The 20,312-nt window shown below is 67.9% G+C and carries 17 protein-coding genes; 9 read left to right on the forward strand and 8 right to left on the reverse strand.

Going from position 1 to position 20,312, the window contains the following annotated elements; all coding sequences use genetic code 11:
* Positions 1 to 247: 247 nt before the first annotated feature.
* The 3 genes from ACK59X_RS15645 to ACK59X_RS15655 all read right to left on the reverse strand — a co-directional run bounded on the left by ACK59X_RS15645 (position 248) and on the right by ACK59X_RS15655 (position 5,038).
* Positions 248 to 2,080, reverse strand: coding sequence for a putative bifunctional diguanylate cyclase/phosphodiesterase (locus ACK59X_RS15645; RefSeq protein ID WP_409958551.1), 1,833 nt, complete (start codon positions 2,078 to 2,080; stop codon positions 248 to 250).
* A gap of 165 nt (positions 2,081 to 2,245) precedes the next feature.
* A complete protein-coding gene (locus tag ACK59X_RS15650; RefSeq protein WP_409958593.1) occupies positions 2,246 to 4,396 on the reverse strand; it encodes a putative bifunctional diguanylate cyclase/phosphodiesterase in 2,151 nt (716 codons plus the stop codon).
* Positions 4,397 to 4,729: 333 nt separating this feature from the next.
* Positions 4,730 to 5,038, reverse strand: a complete 309-nt coding sequence (locus ACK59X_RS15655; RefSeq protein ID WP_409958553.1) for a hypothetical protein — start codon at positions 5,036 to 5,038, stop codon at positions 4,730 to 4,732.
* Between the two features lie 151 nt (positions 5,039 to 5,189).
* Between ACK59X_RS15655 and ACK59X_RS15660 the strand changes: the two genes are divergently transcribed.
* Both ACK59X_RS15660 and ACK59X_RS15665 read left to right on the forward strand, forming a co-directional pair.
* Complete coding sequence (locus ACK59X_RS15660; RefSeq protein WP_409958554.1) at positions 5,190 to 5,576, forward strand: hypothetical protein; 387 nt, start codon at positions 5,190 to 5,192, stop codon at positions 5,574 to 5,576.
* Between the two features lie 231 nt (positions 5,577 to 5,807).
* The gene (locus ACK59X_RS15665; RefSeq protein ID WP_409958556.1) at positions 5,808 to 7,406 is read left to right on the forward strand and encodes a methyl-accepting chemotaxis protein; all 1,599 of its coding nucleotides are present in this window, start codon (positions 5,808 to 5,810) and stop codon (positions 7,404 to 7,406) included.
* Positions 7,407 to 8,053: 647 nt separating this feature from the next.
* Here the strand turns inward: ACK59X_RS15665 and ACK59X_RS15670 are convergent.
* From ACK59X_RS15670 to ACK59X_RS15680, 3 genes are read right to left on the reverse strand one after another with little or no spacing between them, the layout of a single operon-like run.
* Positions 8,054 to 8,482 carry an RNA-binding S4 domain-containing protein gene (locus ACK59X_RS15670; RefSeq protein WP_409958558.1) on the reverse strand — a complete coding sequence of 143 codons (429 nt, stop codon included), beginning with the start codon at positions 8,480 to 8,482 and terminating at the stop codon, positions 8,054 to 8,056.
* The gene (locus ACK59X_RS15675) at positions 8,479 to 9,954 is read right to left on the reverse strand and encodes a sensor histidine kinase (protein ID WP_409958560.1); all 1,476 of its coding nucleotides are present in this window, start codon (positions 9,952 to 9,954) and stop codon (positions 8,479 to 8,481) included. The genes ACK59X_RS15670 and ACK59X_RS15675 overlap by 4 nt, the downstream gene beginning before the upstream one ends.
* The gene (locus tag ACK59X_RS15680; RefSeq protein WP_409958562.1) at positions 9,951 to 10,649 is read right to left on the reverse strand and encodes a response regulator; all 699 of its coding nucleotides are present in this window, start codon (positions 10,647 to 10,649) and stop codon (positions 9,951 to 9,953) included. Before ACK59X_RS15680 ends, ACK59X_RS15675 begins: the two co-directional genes overlap by 4 nt.
* 190 nt (positions 10,650 to 10,839) lie before the next feature.
* Here ACK59X_RS15680 and ACK59X_RS15685 point away from each other — a divergent pair, with 190 nt between their 5' ends.
* The 3 genes from ACK59X_RS15685 to ACK59X_RS15695 all read left to right on the forward strand — a co-directional run bounded on the left by ACK59X_RS15685 (position 10,840) and on the right by ACK59X_RS15695 (position 13,957).
* The gene (locus tag ACK59X_RS15685; protein ID WP_409958564.1) at positions 10,840 to 11,799 is read left to right on the forward strand and encodes a Bug family tripartite tricarboxylate transporter substrate binding protein; all 960 of its coding nucleotides are present in this window, start codon (positions 10,840 to 10,842) and stop codon (positions 11,797 to 11,799) included.
* 109 nt (positions 11,800 to 11,908) lie between these two features.
* On the forward strand, positions 11,909 to 12,424 hold the full coding sequence (locus tag ACK59X_RS15690; protein ID WP_409958566.1) for a tripartite tricarboxylate transporter TctB family protein: 516 nt from the start codon (positions 11,909 to 11,911) through the stop codon (positions 12,422 to 12,424).
* 15 nt (positions 12,425 to 12,439) lie between these two features.
* A complete protein-coding gene (locus tag ACK59X_RS15695; protein WP_409958568.1) occupies positions 12,440 to 13,957 on the forward strand; it encodes a tripartite tricarboxylate transporter permease in 1,518 nt (505 codons plus the stop codon).
* Between the two features lie 90 nt (positions 13,958 to 14,047).
* Here the strand turns inward: ACK59X_RS15695 and ACK59X_RS15700 are convergent, their stop codons facing one another.
* The gene (locus ACK59X_RS15700) at positions 14,048 to 14,926 is read right to left on the reverse strand and encodes a LysR family transcriptional regulator (RefSeq protein WP_409958569.1); all 879 of its coding nucleotides are present in this window, start codon (positions 14,924 to 14,926) and stop codon (positions 14,048 to 14,050) included.
* 99 nt (positions 14,927 to 15,025) lie between these two features.
* Here ACK59X_RS15700 and ACK59X_RS15705 point away from each other — a divergent pair, with 99 nt between their 5' ends.
* A complete protein-coding gene (locus ACK59X_RS15705; protein WP_409958571.1) occupies positions 15,026 to 15,808 on the forward strand; it encodes a class I SAM-dependent methyltransferase in 783 nt (260 codons plus the stop codon).
* Between the two features lie 85 nt (positions 15,809 to 15,893).
* Here the strand turns inward: ACK59X_RS15705 and ACK59X_RS15710 are convergent, their stop codons facing one another.
* Positions 15,894 to 16,199, reverse strand: coding sequence for a hypothetical protein (locus ACK59X_RS15710; protein WP_409958573.1), 306 nt, complete (start codon positions 16,197 to 16,199; stop codon positions 15,894 to 15,896).
* A gap of 300 nt (positions 16,200 to 16,499) precedes the next feature.
* Here ACK59X_RS15710 and ACK59X_RS15715 point away from each other — a divergent pair, with 300 nt between their 5' ends.
* The 3 genes from ACK59X_RS15715 to ACK59X_RS15725 all read left to right on the forward strand — a co-directional run bounded on the left by ACK59X_RS15715 (position 16,500) and on the right by ACK59X_RS15725 (position 20,013).
* Positions 16,500 to 17,105, forward strand: a complete 606-nt coding sequence (locus tag ACK59X_RS15715) for a DUF2325 domain-containing protein (RefSeq protein ID WP_409958575.1) — start codon at positions 16,500 to 16,502, stop codon at positions 17,103 to 17,105.
* A gap of 35 nt (positions 17,106 to 17,140) precedes the next feature.
* Positions 17,141 to 18,664, forward strand: a complete 1,524-nt coding sequence (locus ACK59X_RS15720) for a sigma-54 interaction domain-containing protein (RefSeq protein WP_409958577.1) — start codon at positions 17,141 to 17,143, stop codon at positions 18,662 to 18,664.
* Positions 18,665 to 18,816: 152 nt separating this feature from the next.
* The gene (locus ACK59X_RS15725; protein ID WP_409958579.1) at positions 18,817 to 20,013 is read left to right on the forward strand and encodes a substrate-binding domain-containing protein; all 1,197 of its coding nucleotides are present in this window, start codon (positions 18,817 to 18,819) and stop codon (positions 20,011 to 20,013) included.
* The last annotated feature ends 299 nt before the right edge of the window (positions 20,014 to 20,312 follow it).

Here is a 20,312-nt window from a genome sequence, read left to right on the forward strand (position 1 = left end):
CGTTTCCGCCAAGATAAAGCCCTGCAAGTCATTGATTTGCAGGGCTTTTTTCTTGCCCGGCGGATCTCATTCAGATCGCTGAACCCGTTCTGGACCCATATCGCGCATATCGATCCTAGACCGCGTTTTTCTGGGCCTGCGCGGTGCCCTCAATTGCCAGGTTCACGGTAGCCAGGTTCGCCCCCTTGCCGGCGCTGGGGATAATTCGTCTTCCCTGCCGAATGAAGCCCTTGAGCGACCTGTGCTGCTAGGCGAGCGTGGCTTGCGTGTGCCCGGCGTCGAGCGCAGGCCCGGCGAGGGCGGGGTGTGCCGCCATGAAGCCCGGGATATCCGCCGCTTCCAGCGGGCGGGACAGGTAGTAGCCCTGGATGGCGTCGCAGCCGGCCTCCACCACCAGGTCGTAGACGGCGCGGGTCTCCACGCCCTCGGCCAGCATGCGGTAGCCCAGGGAGTGGCCCATGAACACCAGCGACTTCACCAGGTGCAGGGCGCGCGGGTTGGTGTCCACGGGCTTGATGAGCGACTGGTCGAGCTTGAGCATCTCAACCGGCAGTTCGCGCAGGCAGGCGAGGTTGGAGTAGCCCATGCCGAAGTCGTCCAGCGAGATCTGCGCACCCATCTGCTGAAGGGCGGTCAAGGCGTCGCGCGTTTCCTGCTTGGTCATCACGGCGGTTTCGGTGCACTCGATGTGCAGGCTGTCCGGTGGCACGCCGTGGCGTGCACAGACCTTGCGCACCTGCTCGACGAAACCGGCCTCATCGAGGTTGCGGGGGGAGACGTTGAACGCCATGGTCAACTGGATGCCCTGTTCACGCCATTGCGCCAGTTGGCCGATGGCGGTGTTCAGCACCCAGAGCGTGAAGGCATGGATCAGCGGCGTGCCTTCGATCAGGGCAATGAACTCCCCTGGCGCGATGTCGCCCAGCGTGGGGTGCTGCCAGCGTGCCAGGGCCTCCACCCCGCTGAAGGTGCGCTGGCGCAGGTTCAGCTTGGGCTGGTAGACCAGGCGGAAGTGGCCCTGTTCCAGGCCTGCCGGAACGTCCTGCAGCAGATGGAAAGCGCGCTGGTGCGCAGCGTCGAAGGCGTCGTCGTGCCAGAGGTAGTCACGCCCGCGCGCAGCGGCCTCCTGCATGGCCGAGGATGCCTTGCGCAGCGCGTCGGCCGCATTCTCGATGTGCGGCCGGTAGGCCACGAGCCCGGCCCGGGGCGTCAGCTCCACCGCCACGCCGCCGTGCTGGAACGGGGCCTGCAGCCCGGCCAGCAGCTGCTGCGCGAAGCGCTCCTGCTGCGCCGTGTCGGCCCCGCGCAGGGGAACGCAGAACCGCGTTTCCGACACATGGTAGATGGGCCAGTCGGCGCCCACGATGGCGCGCAGTTTGGCGGCGATCTCGCGCAGAATCTGCTCCAGCCGCCCGATGCCGACCGCGCGCACGGCGGCCTGCAGGCGCAGGTGGCCCAGGAGGTCGATGAGCACCATGCCACCGCCGGCCGTGCCCTGCGCCGATTGCGCGCGCAGGTCCTGCAGGTCGTGCATCAGCTGCGCGCGGTTGGGCAGGCGCGTCACCTCGTGCACGCGGCCGGCGCGCTGGTGCAGTTCGATCTGCGCCATGGCCAGCGAGGCCAGGGTGGCCAGTTGGCCCTGCTGCTGGCGGTTGAAGCTGCGTGCCTTGGTGTCGATGACGCACAGGCTGCCCAGGGCGTGCCCGCTGGTGAGGAGCAGCGGCGCACCGGCATAGAAGACGATGTGCGGAGTGCCCTGCACCAGGGCGTTGTCGGCAAAGCGCGGGTCGCGGGTGGCGTCTTCCACCACCATCACGTTGCGCTGCTCGATGGTCCAGGCGCAGAAGGCGTCGTCGCGGCTGGTTTCCTGCACATCGCCCATGCCCACGCTGGATTTGAACCATTGGCGGTGCGCATCGACCAGGGTGATGAGCGAGATCGGCATGTTGAAGATCTCGCTGGCCAGGCGGGTGATCTGGTCGAGGGTGTCCAGGGGCGCCGTGTCCAGCAGGTTGATGGCACGCAGTGCCATGAGGCGGTCCTGCTCGGCTGCGGGATCACGGGGTTGCCGGTGCTCCATCGTCTGGACTTTCCTGAAAGGAGTGAAGAAGGCCTGTCTCCCGAAAGATAGGCTTGCTTACATTTGTTCCTTGTAGGACGCGAGCCAGCGATGGGGGCTGCGTGCAGTGCCGCCCTGCCGCTAAGAACCTGTTCAAAGGACTGGCGCAGCACCTGCCCGCCGGCTTCACAGGGGCGACAGCGCCCCCACCAGCGAAGGAGTGAAGTCCGCGCCGCCCTCGGGCTTGGCGCCATGGGCCCAGGCCAGCAGCGCGGCGGGCGGCATGGGCCGGGCAAAGAGAAAGCCCTGCAGTTCGTCGCAGTCCATGGCGAGCAGGATGTCGCGCTGACCCGGGGTCTCCACCCCGTCGGCCACCACGCGCAGGGCCAGGGCGTGGGCCAGGCGCACGACGGCGGCCACGACAGCGCGCGCATTCGCGCTGTGCTCCAGGTCGCCCACGAAGCTGCGGTCGATCTTGAGCTGCTGGGCGGGCAACTGGCTCAGGTAGCGCAGGCTGGAGTAGCCGGTGCCGAAGTCGTCGATGGACAGGAAGACACCGATGGCACCGAGGCCCTCGAAGGTGCGCTGCACGGCCTTGATGTCTTCCATGGCCACGGTCTCCGTGATCTCGCACAGCAGCTGCGACGCTGCGAGGCCATGGTCCTGCAGGGTCTGGGCGATGCGCTCGACCAGGTGCTTGTCGCGCAGTTGGTGCACCGAGAGGTTCACCGACACGCGCATGCGCAGGCCGTCGCGGCCCCATTCGGCAATCTGGCAGCAGGCTTCGTTGATGACCCACTGGCCCAGCTTGCCGATGAGCCCGATGCGTTCCGCCAGGGGAATGAAGACCAGCGGGCTGACCATGCCGTGGCGCGGGTGGTTCCAGCGCAGCAGTGCCTCGACCCCGCTGATCTGGCCACGCCGGCCGTCGAACTTGGGCTGGTAGTTCAGGGCCAGCTGCCCGCGCTCCAGCGCGTGGCGCAGCTCGTTCTGCAGTTCCAGTTGCTCGGACACGTCGGACACCATGTGCGGCTCGAACAGCGCGTAGCAGCTGCCCCCGGCGCGCTTGGCGGCGTACATCGCAGCGTCGGCATTGGCCACGATCTTGCTGCTCTCGCCCGGTCCGGGGTGCAGCACGATGCCGATGGAGCAGGAGATCTCGATGCGCCGGCCTGCGGCCTCGAACGGTTGCGACAGCGATGCCAGCACCCGCTGGGCCACGCGGATGGAGGCCTCTTCATCGGCCACGTCGTTGAGCAGGATGAGGAATTCGTCGCCGCCCACCCGCGCCACGGTGTCGCAGTCGCGCGCCTCGTCGCGCAGGCGCGATGCCGCCTTGCGGATCACCACGTCGCCCACGGCATGCCCGAACGAGTCGTTGATGGGTTTGAATCCGTCCAGGTCCACGAAGAGCACGGCCATGCGCTCGACCACGCCGCCGTGGTTGCTGCGCTCCAGCCGCCGCGTGGCCTGGGCCAGGCGGTCCTCGAACAGCAGGCGGTTGGGCAGGCCCGTCAGCGGATCGGCGAAGGCGCGTTGCTTGAGCTCTTCGTTGGCGGCCTGCAGCCGGGCGTTGCTCTCGTGCATGGAGTGCGATGCGCCGCGCGCGGCGCGCTGCAGCCGCGCATCCAGGATGGACGTGAGCAAGGTGACCACCAGCAGGCCGCCGGCAATCATCGCCACCGCCGTCTGCAGGCCCGGGCCGCTGAGTTCATCGGCGGTGAGGCACACCGAGCCTACGGCAAAGCTGGCAGCCGCCATGCCCAGGTAGTGCGTGCCGCAGATCGCCAGGGCGAACACGAACGAGGCTGCCAGCTGGTAGCCGGTGCGCCGGGGCCGCTCCACCTGGCGCAGCAGCTTGAAGATGAGCAGCGCCAGCGCCGACGCGAGGACGGACACCAGCACCGACAGTGCCACCAGCGGCACATCCCAGGTGATGCCGGGCGACATGGCCATGGCTGCCATGCCCAGGTAGTGCATGGCGATGATGCCCCCGCCCATGGCCACGGCGCCGAGCACGATGCGCGGGTGGTCCAGCCGCTTGCGGCTGGCCAACTCCAGCGCCACGCCGGAGGCCGCCACCGCGGCCACCCAGGACACGAAGGTCAGCCCCGGGGAGTAGCCTACGGGAATGGGCAGCTCCAGCGCCTGCATGCCCACGAAGTGCATGGACCAGATGCCCGTGCCCATGACCAGCGAGCCGGCGGCCCACCAGGCCAGGCCGATGCCACGCTGCGAGGTGCGCACACGCCGCGCCATGTCAAAGCTCACGTAGGAGGCGAACATGGCCATGGCCAGCGACCCTGCCACCAGGAAAAGGTTGTAGCTGAAGGGCATGAACGCTGTCACGTGGGGCTTCCGATCCTGGTCAGGGGGGTGCAGAGGGCGCGTGGCTGCCGGCAGGCTGGTGCGAGCACTGTCTGCCCGCGCGCAAAAGAAAAGCCGCCCCCGGGGAAATCCCACGCCCCCGGACTGGCTTGCGCCGCAGTGCCAGGGTACAGGTCCCGCCGGGAGACAACCGTCACGAATTGCAATTTCCGGCCAGCCATCATCCGAGGGCCGCGCACCGCGTGGTGTAGGCCAATCGCTTGAACAGGCCCCTGAGGACGGCGCACTCAGTGCCCGATTGGCAGTGCGGAAAGGGCCCGGTGAGGCCGGCTGGGCCTGGCCCTAGCGAAACAGCGCGAACCAGAGCAGCGGCCCTACGACCAGGGCGCTTACGCCGCTGAGGAAGGCTTCGGTTCTGGGGGAGAAGCGCCCCGATGTCTGCGCAACCTGCTGGACCAGCCAGCCTACACCGCTGCTCAATGCAAGCAGGTAGGCCAGGTTCAGTACGCCGACCAGGGCCACGGAGCCGCGCGGCGGGTCCATTGCCGCAAAGGCAATGGCAGGAACGAAACAGATGGCCACCACGATCCAACGCATGGTTTCCCCCTTTGGACGCTGGTGATTGTGCGCACCGGTGCTGCGTTTGACCATCACCGATTCGGGGGATGGGGAGGATCGGCTGGGGGCCGGTGTCGCCAGGCCGATCTGCCAACAATTGGGTACATTTCCCCGGTGGCTGCACGCCGCCGCGCGGGGGGGCGGGGCCGTTGCCGGCGCTACCGATACAAGGAAACGAGAGCGAATGTTGAAAAGCAAGTTCATGCGCTGGATCTGCCTGCTGCCGGCCGCCTTCGCTGCCGCCTTTGTGGCGCAGCGCCTGACCAAGTTCGTCAGCGCCTGGCAGATGGGCCACGGCGTGTTGGGCACGCTGCTCATCGAGCTGGGCTCCGGCGCGGTGCTGGGCGCCGTGTTCGTGCTGGCCGGCGTGGCCATGGCGCCGTCGCACCGGCGGCAGGTGGCGATGGCGCTGTTCACCATGGTGGCCATCGTCTTCGGGATCACGGTCTTCACCGCGCTCCTGTTCGAGGGCGAGATGTGGGTCTATGCGAACGGGACGGCCATGCTCGTCGGCGCCCTGGTGGTGGCGTACCCGCGCATCTCTGCCACCGGCCCGGCGCGCCGGGCATAGGCGACCAGCGGCCAGAGGTGGCAAGAAAACACTTGCAAGCGGGCGGCAGGAGGCGCAAGGTAGCGGCATTGAGCAGCGCCACGCCTGCACAGTGCCCACAATCCATACTTGAGCGGGCGGTGCAGGTTGCCAGCGAGGGGTTGGCAGGCGGTGTTCTGGGCAGATCACGCTGGAAACCGGCCTTGGCCGGTGGATTTCGCGCATGCGCGCCCAACGCAGGAGAACTTCGCCATGAATTTTCTGCAACGCCTGAGCATCCGGGCGCGTCTGGCCACCGGCTACGCCGTGCTGGCCTGCGCCCTTGTCCTGGTGGCCATCATGGGCATACGGGGGCAGTCGCTGACCCAGGCCAACCTGGACAATCAGGTCAACCACCTCGATGTGATCAAGAACCTGGGCAGCAGCGTCCTTGATGCGGCCAACGCCCGCGCGGTGGCTGCCCGCAATCTGGTGATCACCAGCACCCCGGCCGATGCCGAGGCCGAGGTCAAGCTCATCGCCGCTGCCCACGACGCGGTGGGCAAGGGGATCAAGAAGCTGGAAGAGGCCCTGGCGCAGGCCGGGCCCGAGGCGGCGGCCCCGCTGCAGCAGCTGCTGGCCAAGATCCAGGCCACCGAGACGGCCTACGGCCCCATTGCGCTGGAGATCACGCGCCTGGGCAGCTCCGGGGAGAAGGAGGCCGCCATCAAGAAGATCAATGCCGAGTGCCGCCCGTTGCTGGTGCGCCTGGTGGGGGACATCAATGCCTTTCTCGCCGAGGGCGACAGGATCAGCCAGCAGGCCAGCGAGCAGTCGATGCGCCAGTTCGAGTCGCTGCGCATGCAGCTCATCGTGCTGAGCGTGGTGGTCGTGGCGTTTGCCTTGGTGCTGGGCTACCTGACCACGCGCTCCATCGTCGGGCCGCTCCGGGAGGCCGGCGCAGCGACCCAGGAGTTTGCCCATGGCAATCTGGCGCGCCCGCTGGTGGCCCATGGCAATGACGAGATCGCCTCGCTGGTCGGCGCGATGGAGGCCATGCGCCGCAGCCTGTCGAATCTGGTGGCGGGCGTGCGCGAGGGGTCGGTTAGCGTGTCCACCGCCAGCTCCGAGATCGCCCAGGGCAACCACAACCTGTCCACCCGCACCGAGCAGCAGGCCAGTGCCCTGCAGCAGACAGCGGCGTCGATGGAGCAGCTGGGGTCCACCGTGCGCCAGAACGCCGACAACGCGGTCAACGCCAACCGGCTGGCGCATTCGGCCTCGACCATCGCCCAGCAGGGCGGGGAGGTGGTGGCGCAGGTGGTGGAGACCATGAAGGGCATCAACGATTCGAGCCGCAAGATCAACGACATCATCAGCGTGATCGACGGCATCGCCTTCCAGACCAATATCCTGGCGCTCAATGCCGCCGTGGAGGCGGCGCGCGCGGGCGACCAGGGGCGCGGCTTTGCAGTGGTGGCCGGCGAAGTGCGCACCCTGGCGCAGCGCAGCGCCCAGGCGGCCAAGGAGATCAAGCAGCTGATCACCGAGAGCGTGGGCCGCGTGGAGCATGGCTCGGCCCTGGTGGACAAGGCCGGCACCACCATGGACGAGGTGGTGGCCAGCATCCAGAGCGTGACCCGCCTCATGGGCGAGATCAGCTCTGCCAGCACCGAGCAGAGTTCGGGCGTGTCCCAGGTGGGTGAAGCGGTCACGCTGATGGACCAGGCCACGCAGCAGAACGCGGCGCTGGTGGAGGAGATGGCGGCCGCGGCATCCAGCCTGCGTTCGCAGGCCGACGACCTGGTGAAGTCGGTCTCGGTGTTCAAGATCTATTGCCACCACGGTCAGCAGCAACTGCTGCTGCACTGAGCCAGTTAGCGGGGGCCCCAAGGCGCCGGGCAGGGGCGGCGCAGCCTCTGGCACCCTGCATCTCCTGCAGGCGCCGATGCGGACCTGCTCGGCAACGGGATCCTGGTGCTCAACCAGTCCGTGCGCCAGATGGAGCGTGCGCTCAGCTGCGCGCCCACGGTGACCGTGTCGGCAGAGCCCTTCGATCCGGTCTATCGCGGGCCGGTGCCGGGGGCCGCAAAACCTGCCGCGCGCACCAAGCCCGCCATCTGGACCGGCCTCACCGAGGACGAGCGCCTGGCCATCGCTTCGCGGTGGCGGGTTGAGCTGCTGCATCCGGGGTGGTATGGCTGGATCGCCGACGCCCAGACGGTGGATGAGTCCACCCCTGGTACCACGGGCGGCGCCGTGCTGGGTGGTGCGCTGGGCCAGGCCGCCCACCCGGTTGTTCCGCACGCGCTACCACGTGCGCACGGAAGACTGCAGCATGGTGGTGGAGGGCCAGAACCGCAGCGACCCCTTTCGCATGCCCCTGTCCACCTGCGTAGGGCTGCCCTCCTTGTCCGACACCGATCCTTCGCTGTGTTCGCAGACCATCGAGACCGTCCGCCGCAAGTACCTGCAGGGGTGGCGGTGCCTAGCGGCAGAAATCGGCCGCACCCAGACGCTTACTCTTCGATCGACGCGCTCCAGCGGCTGTCCCAGTCCGGAGCGCTCACGCGCTCGATGTTGCGCCGGTCACGCTTGGTCGGCCGGCCTTCCTGCAGCGTGGCGGCTGGTTCGGGCGCCAGGCGGCGCTGTTCGGCCGCAGCCTCGCGCGCAGCAATGCTCTCGGCCGTTTCTTCGTACAGCAGCTGGGCCACGGGCGCGGGGCCGCGCATGCCGCTCAGGCCGCGCACGGTCACGGTACGGGCCACGGGGCCCTGGCGCAGGGCCACGGTGTCGCCGGGGCGCACATCGCGTGCGGGCTTGGCGGCCTGGCCGTTGACGGTGACACGGCCCTTGCCGATCTCTTCGGTGGCCAGGCCACGGGTCTTGTAGAAGCGGGCGCACCAGAGCCATTTGTCCAGGCGCATCGTCTCGGTAGCAACGTTCATGGCGGCGATTGTGCCGTGTCCGGCATGCCCATGTTGTCGGCGAGGGGCAGGCGCACCACAGCATCGAGCCCGAGCACCCGGCCTGCCTGGGTGCGGTTGGTCAATGCAATGCTGCCACCCAGCGCCTGCACGATCTCCTGGCAGATGGCCAGGCCCAGGCCGCTGCCGGTGCGCACGTCGCCGGCCGAGAAAGGCTGGAACAGGCGCAGCGCCAGCTCGTCGTCGATGCCGGGGCCGTGGTCGCTCACGGTCAGGGCCGCGTGGCGGCCATCGGCGCGCAGATCCACCGACAGCTCGCTGCCCGGCGGCGCATGGCGCACGGCGTTGTGCAGCAGGTTGCGCGTGAGCTCGCGCAGCATCCATTCGTGCGCGACGACGGGCGCGGGGTCGGTGTGGATGCCGAAGTCCAGGTCGCGCTGGGCGATCAGCGGCGAGATGTCGAGCGCCACGCCGCGCAGGATCTCGTCGAAACGGGTGACGGGCGGGGCGCTCTGCTGGCGCAACTGCTCCACCTTGGCCAGGGCCAGCATCTGGTTGGCCAATTGCGTGGCGCGGTCGACCGTGTCGCGGATCTCGTGCAGCGCCTGCTCGGCCGGCATGTCGCCGCGCAGGGCCGACTGGACCTGGGTCTTGAGCACCGCCAGCGGCGTGCGCAGCTGGTGCGAGGCATCGCGCACGAAGCGCTTCTGGTGGCGCAGCAGGTGGCGCAGGCGCTGCAGGAACTCGTTCGTGCCTTCGATCAGCGGCTGCAGCTCGCGCGGTGCGGCCGGTGCGGTGATGGGGCTGAGGTCGCCCTCCTGGCGGGCCTGCAGCTCCTGGCTGAGCTGGCGCACGGGCTGGGTGGCGCGCTGCACCACCAGCACCACCGTGATGCCGATCACGGCGATCAGCAGGGCCTGGCGCAGCAGGGTGTTGCGCAGGTTCTGCAGCGCCAGGGTTTCGCGCACCTCCAGCGTCTCGGCCACCTGGATCACGGCCATGGCGCGCCCTTTGGAGCTGGCCACGGGCTGCAGCAGCACGGCCACGCGCACCGGCATGCCGCGGAAGGTGTCGTCGTAGAAATCCACCAGCGCCGCATAGGGCGGGCGCGCGGGGATGGTGCCCGTCCACAGCGGCAGTTCGTCAAAGCCCGAGATCAGCTCGCCCTGCAGGTTGGAGACGCGGTAGTACATGCGGCTCTTGTTGTCCGCCTCGAAGGCCTCCAGCGCCGAGTAGGGCACGATGGCGCGCAGGTGCGCCGCTTCCTCGTAGCCGGTCACGTCCAGCTGTTCGCTGATGCTCTTGGCCGACGCCAGCAGCGTGCGGTCGTAGGCGGTGTTCAGCGAGGCCAGGGTCTGCTGGTAGCCGCTCACGGTGTTGTAGGTGATGAACACCACCACCGGCAGCAGAATGCCCAGCAGCAGCCGGCGGCGCAGCGAATGGGGCCGCGGCGTGGAGGGCGTGCGGGGTGTGCCCGGGGGCTTGATCTTCATGCATCCGTCCGCAGCAGGTAGCCCAGGCCGCGCAGCGTCATGAGCGTGAGGCCCGTACCCGCGAGCTTCTTGCGCAGCCGGTAGACCACCACCTCGATGGCCTCGTACTGCACGTCGAGCTGGCCGGGAAAGACCAGTTCGTACAGCCGCTCCTTGGTCACGGCATGGCCGGGCTGGGCCAGTAGGGCATGCATCAGCGCCAGTTCGCGCGGGGTGAACTCCATCACCTCGCCGTTCAGGTAGATGGCGCCGCTGTTGGTGTCATAGCGGATGGCGCCGATCTGCTGCACGCTGGGCGGCAGGGCGCTGCTGGCCACCGGGTCGGCGCTGCGCCGCACCAGGGCGCGCAGGCGCGCCTCCAGTTCGTCCAGGTCGAAAGGCTTGGGCAGGTAGTCGTCGGCACCGGAGTTCAGGCCCATGATGCGGTCGCCCACGGTGCCCCGCGCCGTGAGGATGATCACCGGCGTGCGCAGCCCGCGCGTGCGCGCCTGCTGCAGCACCTGCAGACCATCGAGGCCGGGCAGGGTCAGGTCCAGCACCACCGCATCGGGCGGCTGGGCCGCCCACTGCGCCAGCGCCGCCCGGCCATCGCCCACGGGCGTCACCTCCATGCCCCGGCGGCTCAGCGCCCGGTGCAAGGTCGCCTGCATGGTGGGATCGTCTTCGACAAGCAGCAATTTCATGCGCGGGACCATATCACTCCGCGTAGGCTTTTGGGTGCTCCTGTGGCCGCCCCGCCGCACTGGGAGCGTCTCTCTTGGGAGAAGGCGCGAAGCGACACAAGGGGGCTTGCTGTCACGGGGTTTTCCCTAATCCTTTGGACAGCCGTTTGACAGGCAGGGCGCGCATCATCGACAGGTTCGCCAATCATTCAAGGAGACAACGATGCGTCGCGATACCTTCCTCAAGTCCCTGGCCGCCATGGCGGCAGCCGGTGCCTTGCCGCTGACCGCCCAGGCCGCTGCAGCCATCAAGATGATGATCCCTGCCAACCCCGGTGGCGGCTGGGACACCACGGGCCGTGCCCTGGGCAAGGCCATGCAGGACGCAGGCGTGGCCAGCTCGGTCACCTATGACAACAAGGGCGGCGCCGCTGGCGCCATCGGCCTGGCCCAGTTCGCCAACGCCAGCAAGGGCGACCCGAATGCGCTGATGGCCATGGGCGCCGTGATGCTGGGCGGCATCATCACCGGCAAGCCGCCGGTGGGCCTGGACAAGGTGACGCCGCTGGTGCGCCTGAGCAGCGAGTACAACGTGTTCGTGCTGCCTGCCAACTCGCCCTTCAAGACCATGAAGGACGTGGTCGACCAGCTCAAGAAGGACCCCGGCAGCGTGAAGTGGGGCGGTGGCTCGCGCGGATCCACCGAGCACATCGCGGCCGCCATGATCGCCCGCGAAGTGGGCGTGGACCCGGCCAAGATCAACTACGTGGCCTTCCGTGGGGGCGGTGAGGCCACCGCCGCCATCCTGGGCGGCAACGTCACCGTGGGCGGCAGCGGCTACAGCGAGTTTGCCGAGTACATCACCGCTGGCAAGATGCGCGCCGTGGGCGTGACCTCGGCCACGCGCCTGAAGGGTGTGAACGTGCCCACGCTCAAGGAGCAGGGCATCAACGTCGAGATCGGCAACTGGCGCGGCGTGTACGGCGCGGCCGGCATCACCGCCGAGCAGCGCAAGGAGCTGATCGACGCGCTGTCCAAGACCTACAAGCACAAGTCCTGGCAGGACGCGATGGAGAAGAACGGCTGGACGCCCGCCTGGCTGGCCGGCGACGAGTTCGCCAACTTCGTCGATTCAGAGTTCGCGAGCCTGCGCGCCACGATGGCCAAGTCCGGCATGATCTGACGCCGGGCGCAGAGCCCGGCGCAAGCCCATCGTCGTACCCTCCGGGCGGCGCGCAATACGGTGCTGGCAACAGTCCTCTGCGCGCCGCTCTTCCTTGCGGGATAAAAACATGACACAACATTCCTCTCGCTCCACGGCCCTGCAGACCGTGGTGGGCGCTGGCACGCTGCTGCTGGGCTGCCTGCTGGCCTGGGGCGCCACCTCCATCAGCTCCGAGGCGGGCTATGGCGGCGTGGGCCCCAACTTCTTCCCCTGGGTGGTGGCCATCGCGCTCATCGTCTGCGGGGTGCTGGCCGTCATCCATGCGCAGACGGGCGGCTTTCGCGACCTGGAGGAGGGCTCGGGTGACGAGACCGCCCACTGGAAGGGCTTCGTCTGGGTCTCCGCCGGCCTGCTGCTCAATGCCCTGCTGATCACCACGCTGGGCTTCATCCTGAGCTGCGCACTGTGCTTCGTGCTTGCAGTGCGCGGCTTCAAGAGCTCCGAGGGCAAGCTCGACCTGCGTCCGGTGGTCTGGATCAAGGACCTCTTCATCGGCGTGGCCGTGGCTGCCCCGGTGTTCTGGATGTTTACCCAATTGCTGGCGATCAACCTGCCCGGCCTCACGAACACGGGGTGGCTGTAAAGCCCGCGCGACACCATGGAAACCTGGAACCTCCTGCTGCAGGGCTTCATCACTGCAGCCACGCCCATCAACCTGATGTGGGCCTTCGTCGGCTGTGTCATCGGCACCGCCGTGGGCGTGCTGCCCGGCATCGGCCCCGCCGTGGCCGTGGCCATGCTGCTGCCCATCACCGTCAAGGTGGAAGCCACCGCGTCGATGATCTTCTTCGCCGGCATCTACTACGGCGCCATGTACGGTGGCTCGACCACCTCCATCCTGCTCAACACGCCCGGTGAGGCCGGCTCCATGGTCACGGCCATGGAGGGCAACAAGATGGCCAAGAACGGCCGCGCCGGCGCGGCGCTGGCCACGGCGGCCATCGGCTCCTTCGTGGCGGGCACCATCGCCACGGTGCTGGTGACCTTCTTCGCGCCCCTGGTGGCGGAGTACGCAGTGCGCCTGGGTCCGCCCGAGTACTTCATGCTCATGGTGCTGGCCTTCACCACGGTGAGCGCGGTGCTGGGCAAGAGCACGCTGCGCGGCATGCTGGCGCTGTTCCTGGGCCTGGCGCTGGGGCTGATCGGTATCGACCAGCTCACCGCCCAGGCGCGCTACACCTTTGGCGTGCCCGAGCTGATGGATGGCATCGAGGTGGTGCTGATCGCCGTGGGCCTGTTCGCCGTGGGCGAGGCTCTGTACAACGTGATGTACGAGGGCAAGACCGACGAGACGCAGAACAAGCTGACCAGCACGCACATGACCAGGCAGGAATGGCGCCGCTCCTGGCCCGCCTGGCTGCGTGCAACGGCCATCGGCTTCCCCTTCGGCACCGTGCCCGCAGGCGGCAGCGAGATTCCGACCTTCCTGAGCTATGCGGCCGAGAAGAAGCTGAGCAAGCACAAGGAAGAGTTCGGCACCACCGGCGCCATCGAAGGCGTGGCCGGCCCCGAGGCGGCCAACAACGCGGCCATCACGGCCACCTTGATCCCGCTGCTCACGCTGGGCATTCCCACGTCGAACACCACGGCCATTTTGCTGGGCGCGTTCCAGAACTCCGGCATCCAGCCCGGCCCGCAGCGGGTCAGCAGCAACGGCGCGCTGGTCTGGGCGCTGATCGCCTCGATGTACATCGGCAACGTGATGCTGCTGATCCTGAACCTGCCGCTCGTGGGCCTGTGGGTCAAGCTGCTCAAGATCCCCAAGTCCTACCTTTACGCCGGCATCCTGGTGTTCGCCACGCTGGGCGTGTACGGCATGCGCCAGAGCGCGTTCGACCTGGTGCTGCTGTACGCCATTGGCCTGCTCGGCGTGGTGATGCGCCGCTTCGACATCCCTTCGGCCCCGGTGGTCGTGGGCATGATCCTCGGCCCCCTGGCCGAAGCGCAGATGCGCAACGCAGTGGCCATCGGCGAAGGCAAGTGGACCATCTTCCTGGAGCGCCCTGGCTCGGTCACGCTGATCGTCATCGTGCTGGCCGTGCTGATCCTGCCGCGCCTGGCGCGCCGCTGGGCCGCGCGCAAGGCAGCGGCCGAAGGGGTCACGGCCGCGGGCTGAGGCTGAACACTGTTTTGGGTAGTTGGGGCGGCACGGCAGTTTCTGCAGTGCCGCCCTTTTTTCATCCCCAGCGCGCGCCTGCAGGCCGCTTCATCCTGCTTGCAGGCCCTGCGCCAGCGCCTCGAAGACCACCCGGATGCGCCGCGCCGTGCGCAGCTCGCGGTGGCTGACGAGCCAGATCGGGAAGCGCACGGGCGGCACATCGTCGAGCACGCGCACCACGCCCGGGGTGTCCCGGGCGATCTCTTCCATCATGGCGCCGATGCCCAGGCCCTGGCGTACCAGGGCCCAGTGGGCCACCGTGTGGTCGGCATAGGCGCTGAAGTTCGCCTCGGTCACGGGCAGGCCGTGGCGTTGCAGGTAGCCCAGGTACTGGCCTGAGCGGTCCGATCCCACGAAGGGCAGGCGGGCCGCGTCTTCGGCGCTGCGCGGGTGGCCATGGGCCTGCACCCAGTCTTCGGAGGCATAGAAGCGGGCCGAGGCTTCGCGGATCAGCCGGGCGATCAGCTCGGGCTGTTCTGGTTTTGCGTGGCGCACGGCGATGTCGGCTTCGCGGCGCAGCAGGTCGCTGAAGGCATTGGTCGGGATCACCTCGACCACGATGCCCGGCTCCTGCTCGCGCAGGCGCTGCACCAGCGGGGGCAGCAGAAAGGTGGCCACCGCGTCGCTGGCCGAGACCGACACCACCCCGCCGACCTCTTGCGAGCGCCCGCTGGCTGCCACGCCCAGGGCCTGGGCCGCGGCGCCCATGGCGCGGGCGTGCTCCAGCAGGTCCAGCCCCGTGGGCGTCAGCGCCATGGCCTTGCCCACGCGCTCGAACAGGGTCACGCCCATGCGCTGCTCGATGGCGGCCACCTGGCGGCTCAGCGTCGGCTGGGTCAGGCCCAGCTTGCGGGCGGCGGCCGACAGGGAGCCGGCTTCGGCGGTTTCCAGAAAGGCCCGGAGCTGGTTCCAGTCGAGTTTATCCATGCATAAATGTATATGTTCACTGCAATTTGCGGCAATTCCCTGCGGTGGTGCGCATGGATAGCATCCATTGCTGTCCATCGCAAAGAGTTTGTCCCGCCCATGCCGACCACCACGTCCCCTGCGCCTGTCAAAGCTTCCGTGCAGCCCCCGCCGCCAGGCGCCGCTGCCGCCCGCAAAGCCCTTTTCTGGGACCGCATCGCCCCGAAGTACGCGGCCGATCCGATTGCCGACATGGCGGGCTACGAGGCCACCCTGCAGCGCGTACAGGGTCTGCTGTCTGCCGGGCAGGAGGTGCTGGAGATCGGCTGCGGCACGGGCAGCACCGCACTGCGCCTGGCCCCTTTCACCCGCCGCCTGCTGGCGACTGACGTCTCGCCCGGCATGATCGCCATTGCCCAGGCCAGGCTGGCGGCCCAGCCGACGCCGCAACTGGGCTTCGCGGTGGCCGACGCCGATGCGCCCGGGTGGGGGCAGGGCACCTACGATGTGGTGATGGCCTTCAACATGCTGCACCTGGTGAGCGATCTGGACCACACGCTGCAGCTGGCCGTGCAGGCGCTGCGGCCGGGCGGCCTGCTGATCTCCAAGACGCCCTGCATCGCCGAGATGAACCCGCTCATTCCCTGGCTGGCGATACCGCTGATGCGTGCCATCGGCAAGGCGCCCGCTGTGCTGAGCTTCGAAGGGCCGGGGCTGCACGCGGCCATCGCCCGGCAGGGCATGGACATCGTGTCGGTCGAACGGCACGGCACCCGGGGCAAGGACATCCGGCTGTTCATCGTGGCCCGCAAGCCGCCCGAGTTTCCGCACTCGCCCAGCCGGCTGTTGCCCAGGCCGGGGGGCCGCGGTCCCGACCATTTCATCAACCGCGGCAATCCGTGAATCCGCCGCACCCCGTGCAAGCGATGCGTGGGCCTTCACCCTTGGGATGCGCTGCCTGCCTTGCTGCGCATTGCGGGACAGCACACTAATGGGGCGCCAGGAGCTCCGTGCCCTCCTGCCGGGGGCTGACGGACATGCGCAGGGCGGAGGACACCGCGACACCGAGCTTGCCGCACCACGATTCGAGGTCGCTCCTGGACGCGGCATCGTTGCTTTCATCCCAGGTGAGGGTGGCGACCAGCAGGTGGGGCAGGTCCATGAGCGGGTCGAAGGAGCGGCCTTGGCCCATCGACCAGTTCACAAGCACCGCATGCGCATAGGTCGAGGCGCTCGCGCCCTGGGGGGCAGGGCCCGGGCTGGCGCGCGTGAATTCAAACAGTGCGGTGATCACGGATCGGCTGCGGCAGTGGCTTCGTAGAACGGATTGAAGCGCAAGATGCCGCGATGCGGTATCCCCCAAAGGTCGGAGCGCGAGGGTACAGGGGACGGCGAGCTGCCTGGCTTGCAGGGGGGCGGGCAGGCCTTGGCGCACTGGGATGGTCCTGGGTGCACCTTGGCCTTGCCCGCCCAGCAAACTTCGCAAGCCAGACACCAAGGGCTCGCTTCCTTCGGTATCCCCCACCAGGTGGCTTGCTTAGACGGGTAAATCATACCATAAAATGCGAATCATTCTTATTATCGAGGATGGTGCATGCATACCCTGTCCGAAGAGTTCCTGGTGCTGTGCCGCCAGTTGGGGGAGGCGCAGACGCGCTGCAGCGATGCCCTGGCGCGGCAGGCAGACGAGCTGGAGCAGTTGCGGGCAGAGGTGGTGCGCCTGCGCGCGGCCGTGGTGGTGCGCGACACGCGGCTTGCCATGGCGCAGGACGAACTGCAGCAGCTGCACGCGGCGCAGCCGGGCCTGAAACGCCGACGCGACATGGCGCGCCACATCGCCGCGCTGGCCGAGCGCATCGCCAGCCTCTCGCGCGAGTGCCTGCGCTGGCGCCTGCAGGCGGTGGCACAGGTGGAGCAAAAGGCGCAGGCGGCGGTTCCCGAGGCCCTGGCCCCTTCACCGTCGCCAGCGCTCGATTCGAGCCTGGCGGCGGCCGACCTCGTGATCTGCCAGACCGGCTGCATCAGCCACGACGAGTACTGGCGCGTGCAGGACCACTGCCGCCGCACCGGCAAGCCCTGCATCCTGGTGGACCAGCCCCTGGGTGCGTCGGAAACGGCCCAGCCCGTGGTGGTGCTGCGCATGGCGCGTGGGCTGAGGGCGGTGAGCGGTCTGCAGCCAGCTCCGGCCACGGCGGATTGACCCGGGGCGGGTGGCAGGCTTGCTACCATCCGCACATGCCGCCCCTGCTCATCGACGACGCCCCCGCACTGCCGCTGGATGCCCAGGGCATCCTCGAGCTGGCGGCGCGGTCCATGTTCCACCTGTTCTCCAGCGTCAGCCAGGGCATGTTCCTGGTGGACCTGAGCGGGCGCATCGTCTGGGTGAACGAGGGCTACCAGCGCTTCCTGCCCGACCTGGGCTTTTCGTCGCTGGACCAGTTCCTGGGCCGCATGGTGGAGGAGGTGATCCCCAACACCGGCATGCGCCGCGTGCTGGAGTCGGGCAACCCGGTGCTGATCGATCTGCTCACCAACAAGGCCGGCACCTTCGTGGTCAGCCGCATCCCGCTGCGCGACGATGCGGGCAGCGTCATCGGGGCCATCGGCATCGTGTTGTTCGACCACCCCGAGACCACGCTGCAGCCGCTGATCAGCAAGTTCGCGCTGCTGCAGCGCGACCTCGATGATGCGCGGCGCGAGCTGGCCAGCCAGCGCCGGCGCAGCCTGGTGGCGGCGGCTGCGGCGGGCGATGGCGAGCGACGCTCCAAATACACCTTTGCCAGCTTCATCGGTTCGAGCCCGGCCGCGGCCGAGGTCAAGCGCCAGGCGCGCCGCGCCGCGCAGTCCTCCAGCCCGGTGCTGCTGCTGGGCGAGACGGGCACGGGCAAGGAACTGCTGGCCCATGCCATCCACGCGGCATCGAGCCGCGCGGGCGGGCCCTTTGTGAGCGTGAACATCGCGGCCGTGCCCGACACGCTGCTGGAGGCCGAATTCTTCGGCGTGGCACCGGGTGCCTACACCGGCGCATCGGCCAAGGGGCGCGACGGCAAGTTCAAGCTGGCCGATGGCGGCACGCTGTTCCTCGACGAGATCGGCGACATGCCACAGAGCCTGCAGGCCAAGCTCTTGCGTGCGCTGCAGGAGGGCGAGATCGAGCCGCTGGGCTCGAACAAGCTGGTGCCGTTCAATGTGCGCATCCTGGCAGCCACCTCGCGCGACCTGTCGGCGCTGGTGCGCGAGGGCAGGTTCCGCGAAGACCTGTTCTACCGCCTGCACGTGCTGCCGGTGCGCGTGCCGCCGCTGCGCGCGCGGCGCAGCGATATCCCGGCGCTGGTCGAGTCGCTGGGCGACGACCTGGCGCTGCGCAACGGCACGCCACCGCCCGAAGTGCTGTCCGATGCCATGGCCCTGCTGGCAGGCCAGCCCTGGCGCGGCAACATCCGCGAGTTGCGCAACGTGATCGAGCAGGCGGTGATGCGCAGCGAGGGCCAGTCCATCGACGCGGCGCAGCTTGAACGCATCCTGCGCGAAGCGGGCGTGGAGCCCGCGGCCCCGGTGCAGGACACCACCGCTGTGGTGGTGGTCGAGGCCGAGGACGAGTCGCGCTACCTGCGCCCGCTGGCCGAGCAGGTGGCGGAACTGGAGCGCAGGGCCATCCAGGCGGCCATGAAGGCGCATGGCGGCAACAAGCTGGCCACCGCGCGGCAGCTCGGCATCTCGCGCGCCACGCTCTATGGACGTCTGGAAAACCCTGAATAAATTTCAGGCAAATGTCTGAAGTTCAGACAAATTAATTGTCTAAAAATCGGACACACCCATTCGGGTGATGTGTGCAAACCCATACGAATCAACAGCTTGTGCCTTGGCACGAACTGTGCAATGTTCAGGCATCACTACAAGGAGACATCGCCATGCACCGTCGCACCCTGGTCGCCCTCGCCACCGCTGCACTCACTGCAGCCGCCACGCTTTCCGCTCCCGCATTCGCACAGTCCAACGAGATCCGCATCGCCCACATCTACAGCAAGACCGGTCCGCTGGAGGCCTACGGCAAGCAGACCCAGGTGGGCTTGATGATGGGCCTGAACTACGCCACCGGCGGCACCATGGCCATCAACGGCAAGAAGATCGTTGTGATCGAGAAGGACGACCAGGGCAAGCCCGACCTGGGCAAGAGCCTGCTGGCCTCGGCCTATTCGGACGACAAGGCCGACATCGCTGTCGGCCCATCGTCCTCGGGCGTGGCCCTGGCCCTGCTGCCCGTGGCCGAGGAGTACAAGAAGATCCTGCTGGTCGAGCCTGCCGTGGCCGACGCCATCACCGGCGACAAGTGGAACAAGTACATCTTCCGCACCGGCCGCAACAGCAGCCAGGACGCGATCTCCAACGCCGTGGCCATCGACAAGGCTGGCGTGACCGTGGCCACCCTGGCGCAGGACTATGCCTTCGGCCGTGACGGCGTGAAGGCCTTCAAGGACGCGCTCAAGAACGCCAAGCTGGTGCACGAGGAGTACCTGCCCACGACCACCACCGACTTCACCGCCGGTGCCCAGCGCCTGATCGACAAGCTCAAGGACGTGCCCGGCCGCAAGGTCATCTTCATCATCTGGGCCGGCGCCGGCAACCCCTTCAAGATTGCCGACCTGGACTTGAAGCGCTACGGCATCGAGATCGCCACGGGCGGCAACATTTTGCCGGCCATGGCCAGCTACAAGAACTTCCCCGGCATGGAAGGCGCGACCTACTACTACTTCGGCATCCCCAAGAACCCGGTGAACGAAGCCATGGTGGCCGCGCACTACAAGGAGTTCAAGACGCCGCCGGACTTCTTCACCGCGGGCGGCTTCACCGCTGCCATGGCGCTGACCACGGCTTTCAAGGCCACGGCGGGCGACACCAACACCAACAAGCTCATCAAGACCATGGAGGGCATGAGCTTCGATACGCCCAAGGGCAAGATGACCTTCCGCAAGGAAGACCACCAGGCCATGCAGAGCATGTACCACTTCAAGATCAAGGTGGACCCGGCCTTTGCCTGGGGCGTGCCCGAGTTGGTGCGCGAGATCAAGCCTGAAGAGATGCAAGTGCCGATTCGCAACCAGCGATAAGGCTGCGCTGGACAGGTCTGAGTGATGGCGAGCACCCTGGTTTGGGATGAGCTGCAAGGCGCAAACCGCAGCCATAGCCTGTGCTATGGCGAGGATTTGCAACGCGGCAGATCGCCCAAGGCAGGGATGCTCGACACGCGAGAGACCTGTTCAGCGGAGCCTTGGGGTTTGCGTGGCCCCGCTGGCTGACGATCAATCAGCCCGGTGGGGATCCATCCCGCGGGGGCGGCCGCCCCTTTTTTTCCAGTGAATTGATGCATGAACCCCCGGGTCTACACGGGGGCTGGGTCGGTTTTTCT

Source organism: Acidovorax sp. (genome assembly GCF_046339755.1).
GTDB lineage: Bacteria > Pseudomonadota > Gammaproteobacteria > Burkholderiales > Burkholderiaceae_C > Acidovorax.

Excerpts from the sequence above, each read along its gene's own strand:
- ACK59X_RS15645 (WP_409958551.1), bottom strand. The coding sequence starts at position 2,080 with ATGGAGCACCGGCAACCCCGTGATCCCGCAGCCGAGCAGGACCGCCTC.
- ACK59X_RS15650 (WP_409958593.1), bottom strand. The coding sequence starts at position 4,396 with ATGCCCTTCAGCTACAACCTTTTCCTGGTGGCAGGGTCGCTGGCCATG.
- ACK59X_RS15655 (WP_409958553.1), bottom strand. The coding sequence starts at position 5,038 with ATGGTCAAACGCAGCACCGGTGCGCACAATCACCAGCGTCCAAAGGGG.
- ACK59X_RS15660 (WP_409958554.1), top strand. The coding sequence starts at position 5,190 with ATGTTGAAAAGCAAGTTCATGCGCTGGATCTGCCTGCTGCCGGCCGCC.
- ACK59X_RS15665 (WP_409958556.1), top strand. The coding sequence starts at position 5,808 with ATGAATTTTCTGCAACGCCTGAGCATCCGGGCGCGTCTGGCCACCGGC.
- ACK59X_RS15670 (WP_409958558.1), bottom strand. The coding sequence starts at position 8,482 with ATGAACGTTGCTACCGAGACGATGCGCCTGGACAAATGGCTCTGGTGC.
- ACK59X_RS15675 (WP_409958560.1), bottom strand. The coding sequence starts at position 9,954 with ATGAAGATCAAGCCCCCGGGCACACCCCGCACGCCCTCCACGCCGCGG.
- ACK59X_RS15680 (WP_409958562.1), bottom strand. The coding sequence starts at position 10,649 with ATGGTCCCGCGCATGAAATTGCTGCTTGTCGAAGACGATCCCACCATG.
- ACK59X_RS15685 (WP_409958564.1), top strand. The coding sequence starts at position 10,840 with ATGCGTCGCGATACCTTCCTCAAGTCCCTGGCCGCCATGGCGGCAGCC.
- ACK59X_RS15690 (WP_409958566.1), top strand. The coding sequence starts at position 11,909 with ATGACACAACATTCCTCTCGCTCCACGGCCCTGCAGACCGTGGTGGGC.
- ACK59X_RS15695 (WP_409958568.1), top strand. The coding sequence starts at position 12,440 with ATGGAAACCTGGAACCTCCTGCTGCAGGGCTTCATCACTGCAGCCACG.
- ACK59X_RS15700 (WP_409958569.1), bottom strand. The coding sequence starts at position 14,926 with ATGGATAAACTCGACTGGAACCAGCTCCGGGCCTTTCTGGAAACCGCC.
- ACK59X_RS15705 (WP_409958571.1), top strand. The coding sequence starts at position 15,026 with ATGCCGACCACCACGTCCCCTGCGCCTGTCAAAGCTTCCGTGCAGCCC.
- ACK59X_RS15715 (WP_409958575.1), top strand. The coding sequence starts at position 16,500 with ATGCATACCCTGTCCGAAGAGTTCCTGGTGCTGTGCCGCCAGTTGGGG.
- ACK59X_RS15720 (WP_409958577.1), top strand. The coding sequence starts at position 17,141 with ATGCCGCCCCTGCTCATCGACGACGCCCCCGCACTGCCGCTGGATGCC.
- ACK59X_RS15725 (WP_409958579.1), top strand. The coding sequence starts at position 18,817 with ATGCACCGTCGCACCCTGGTCGCCCTCGCCACCGCTGCACTCACTGCA.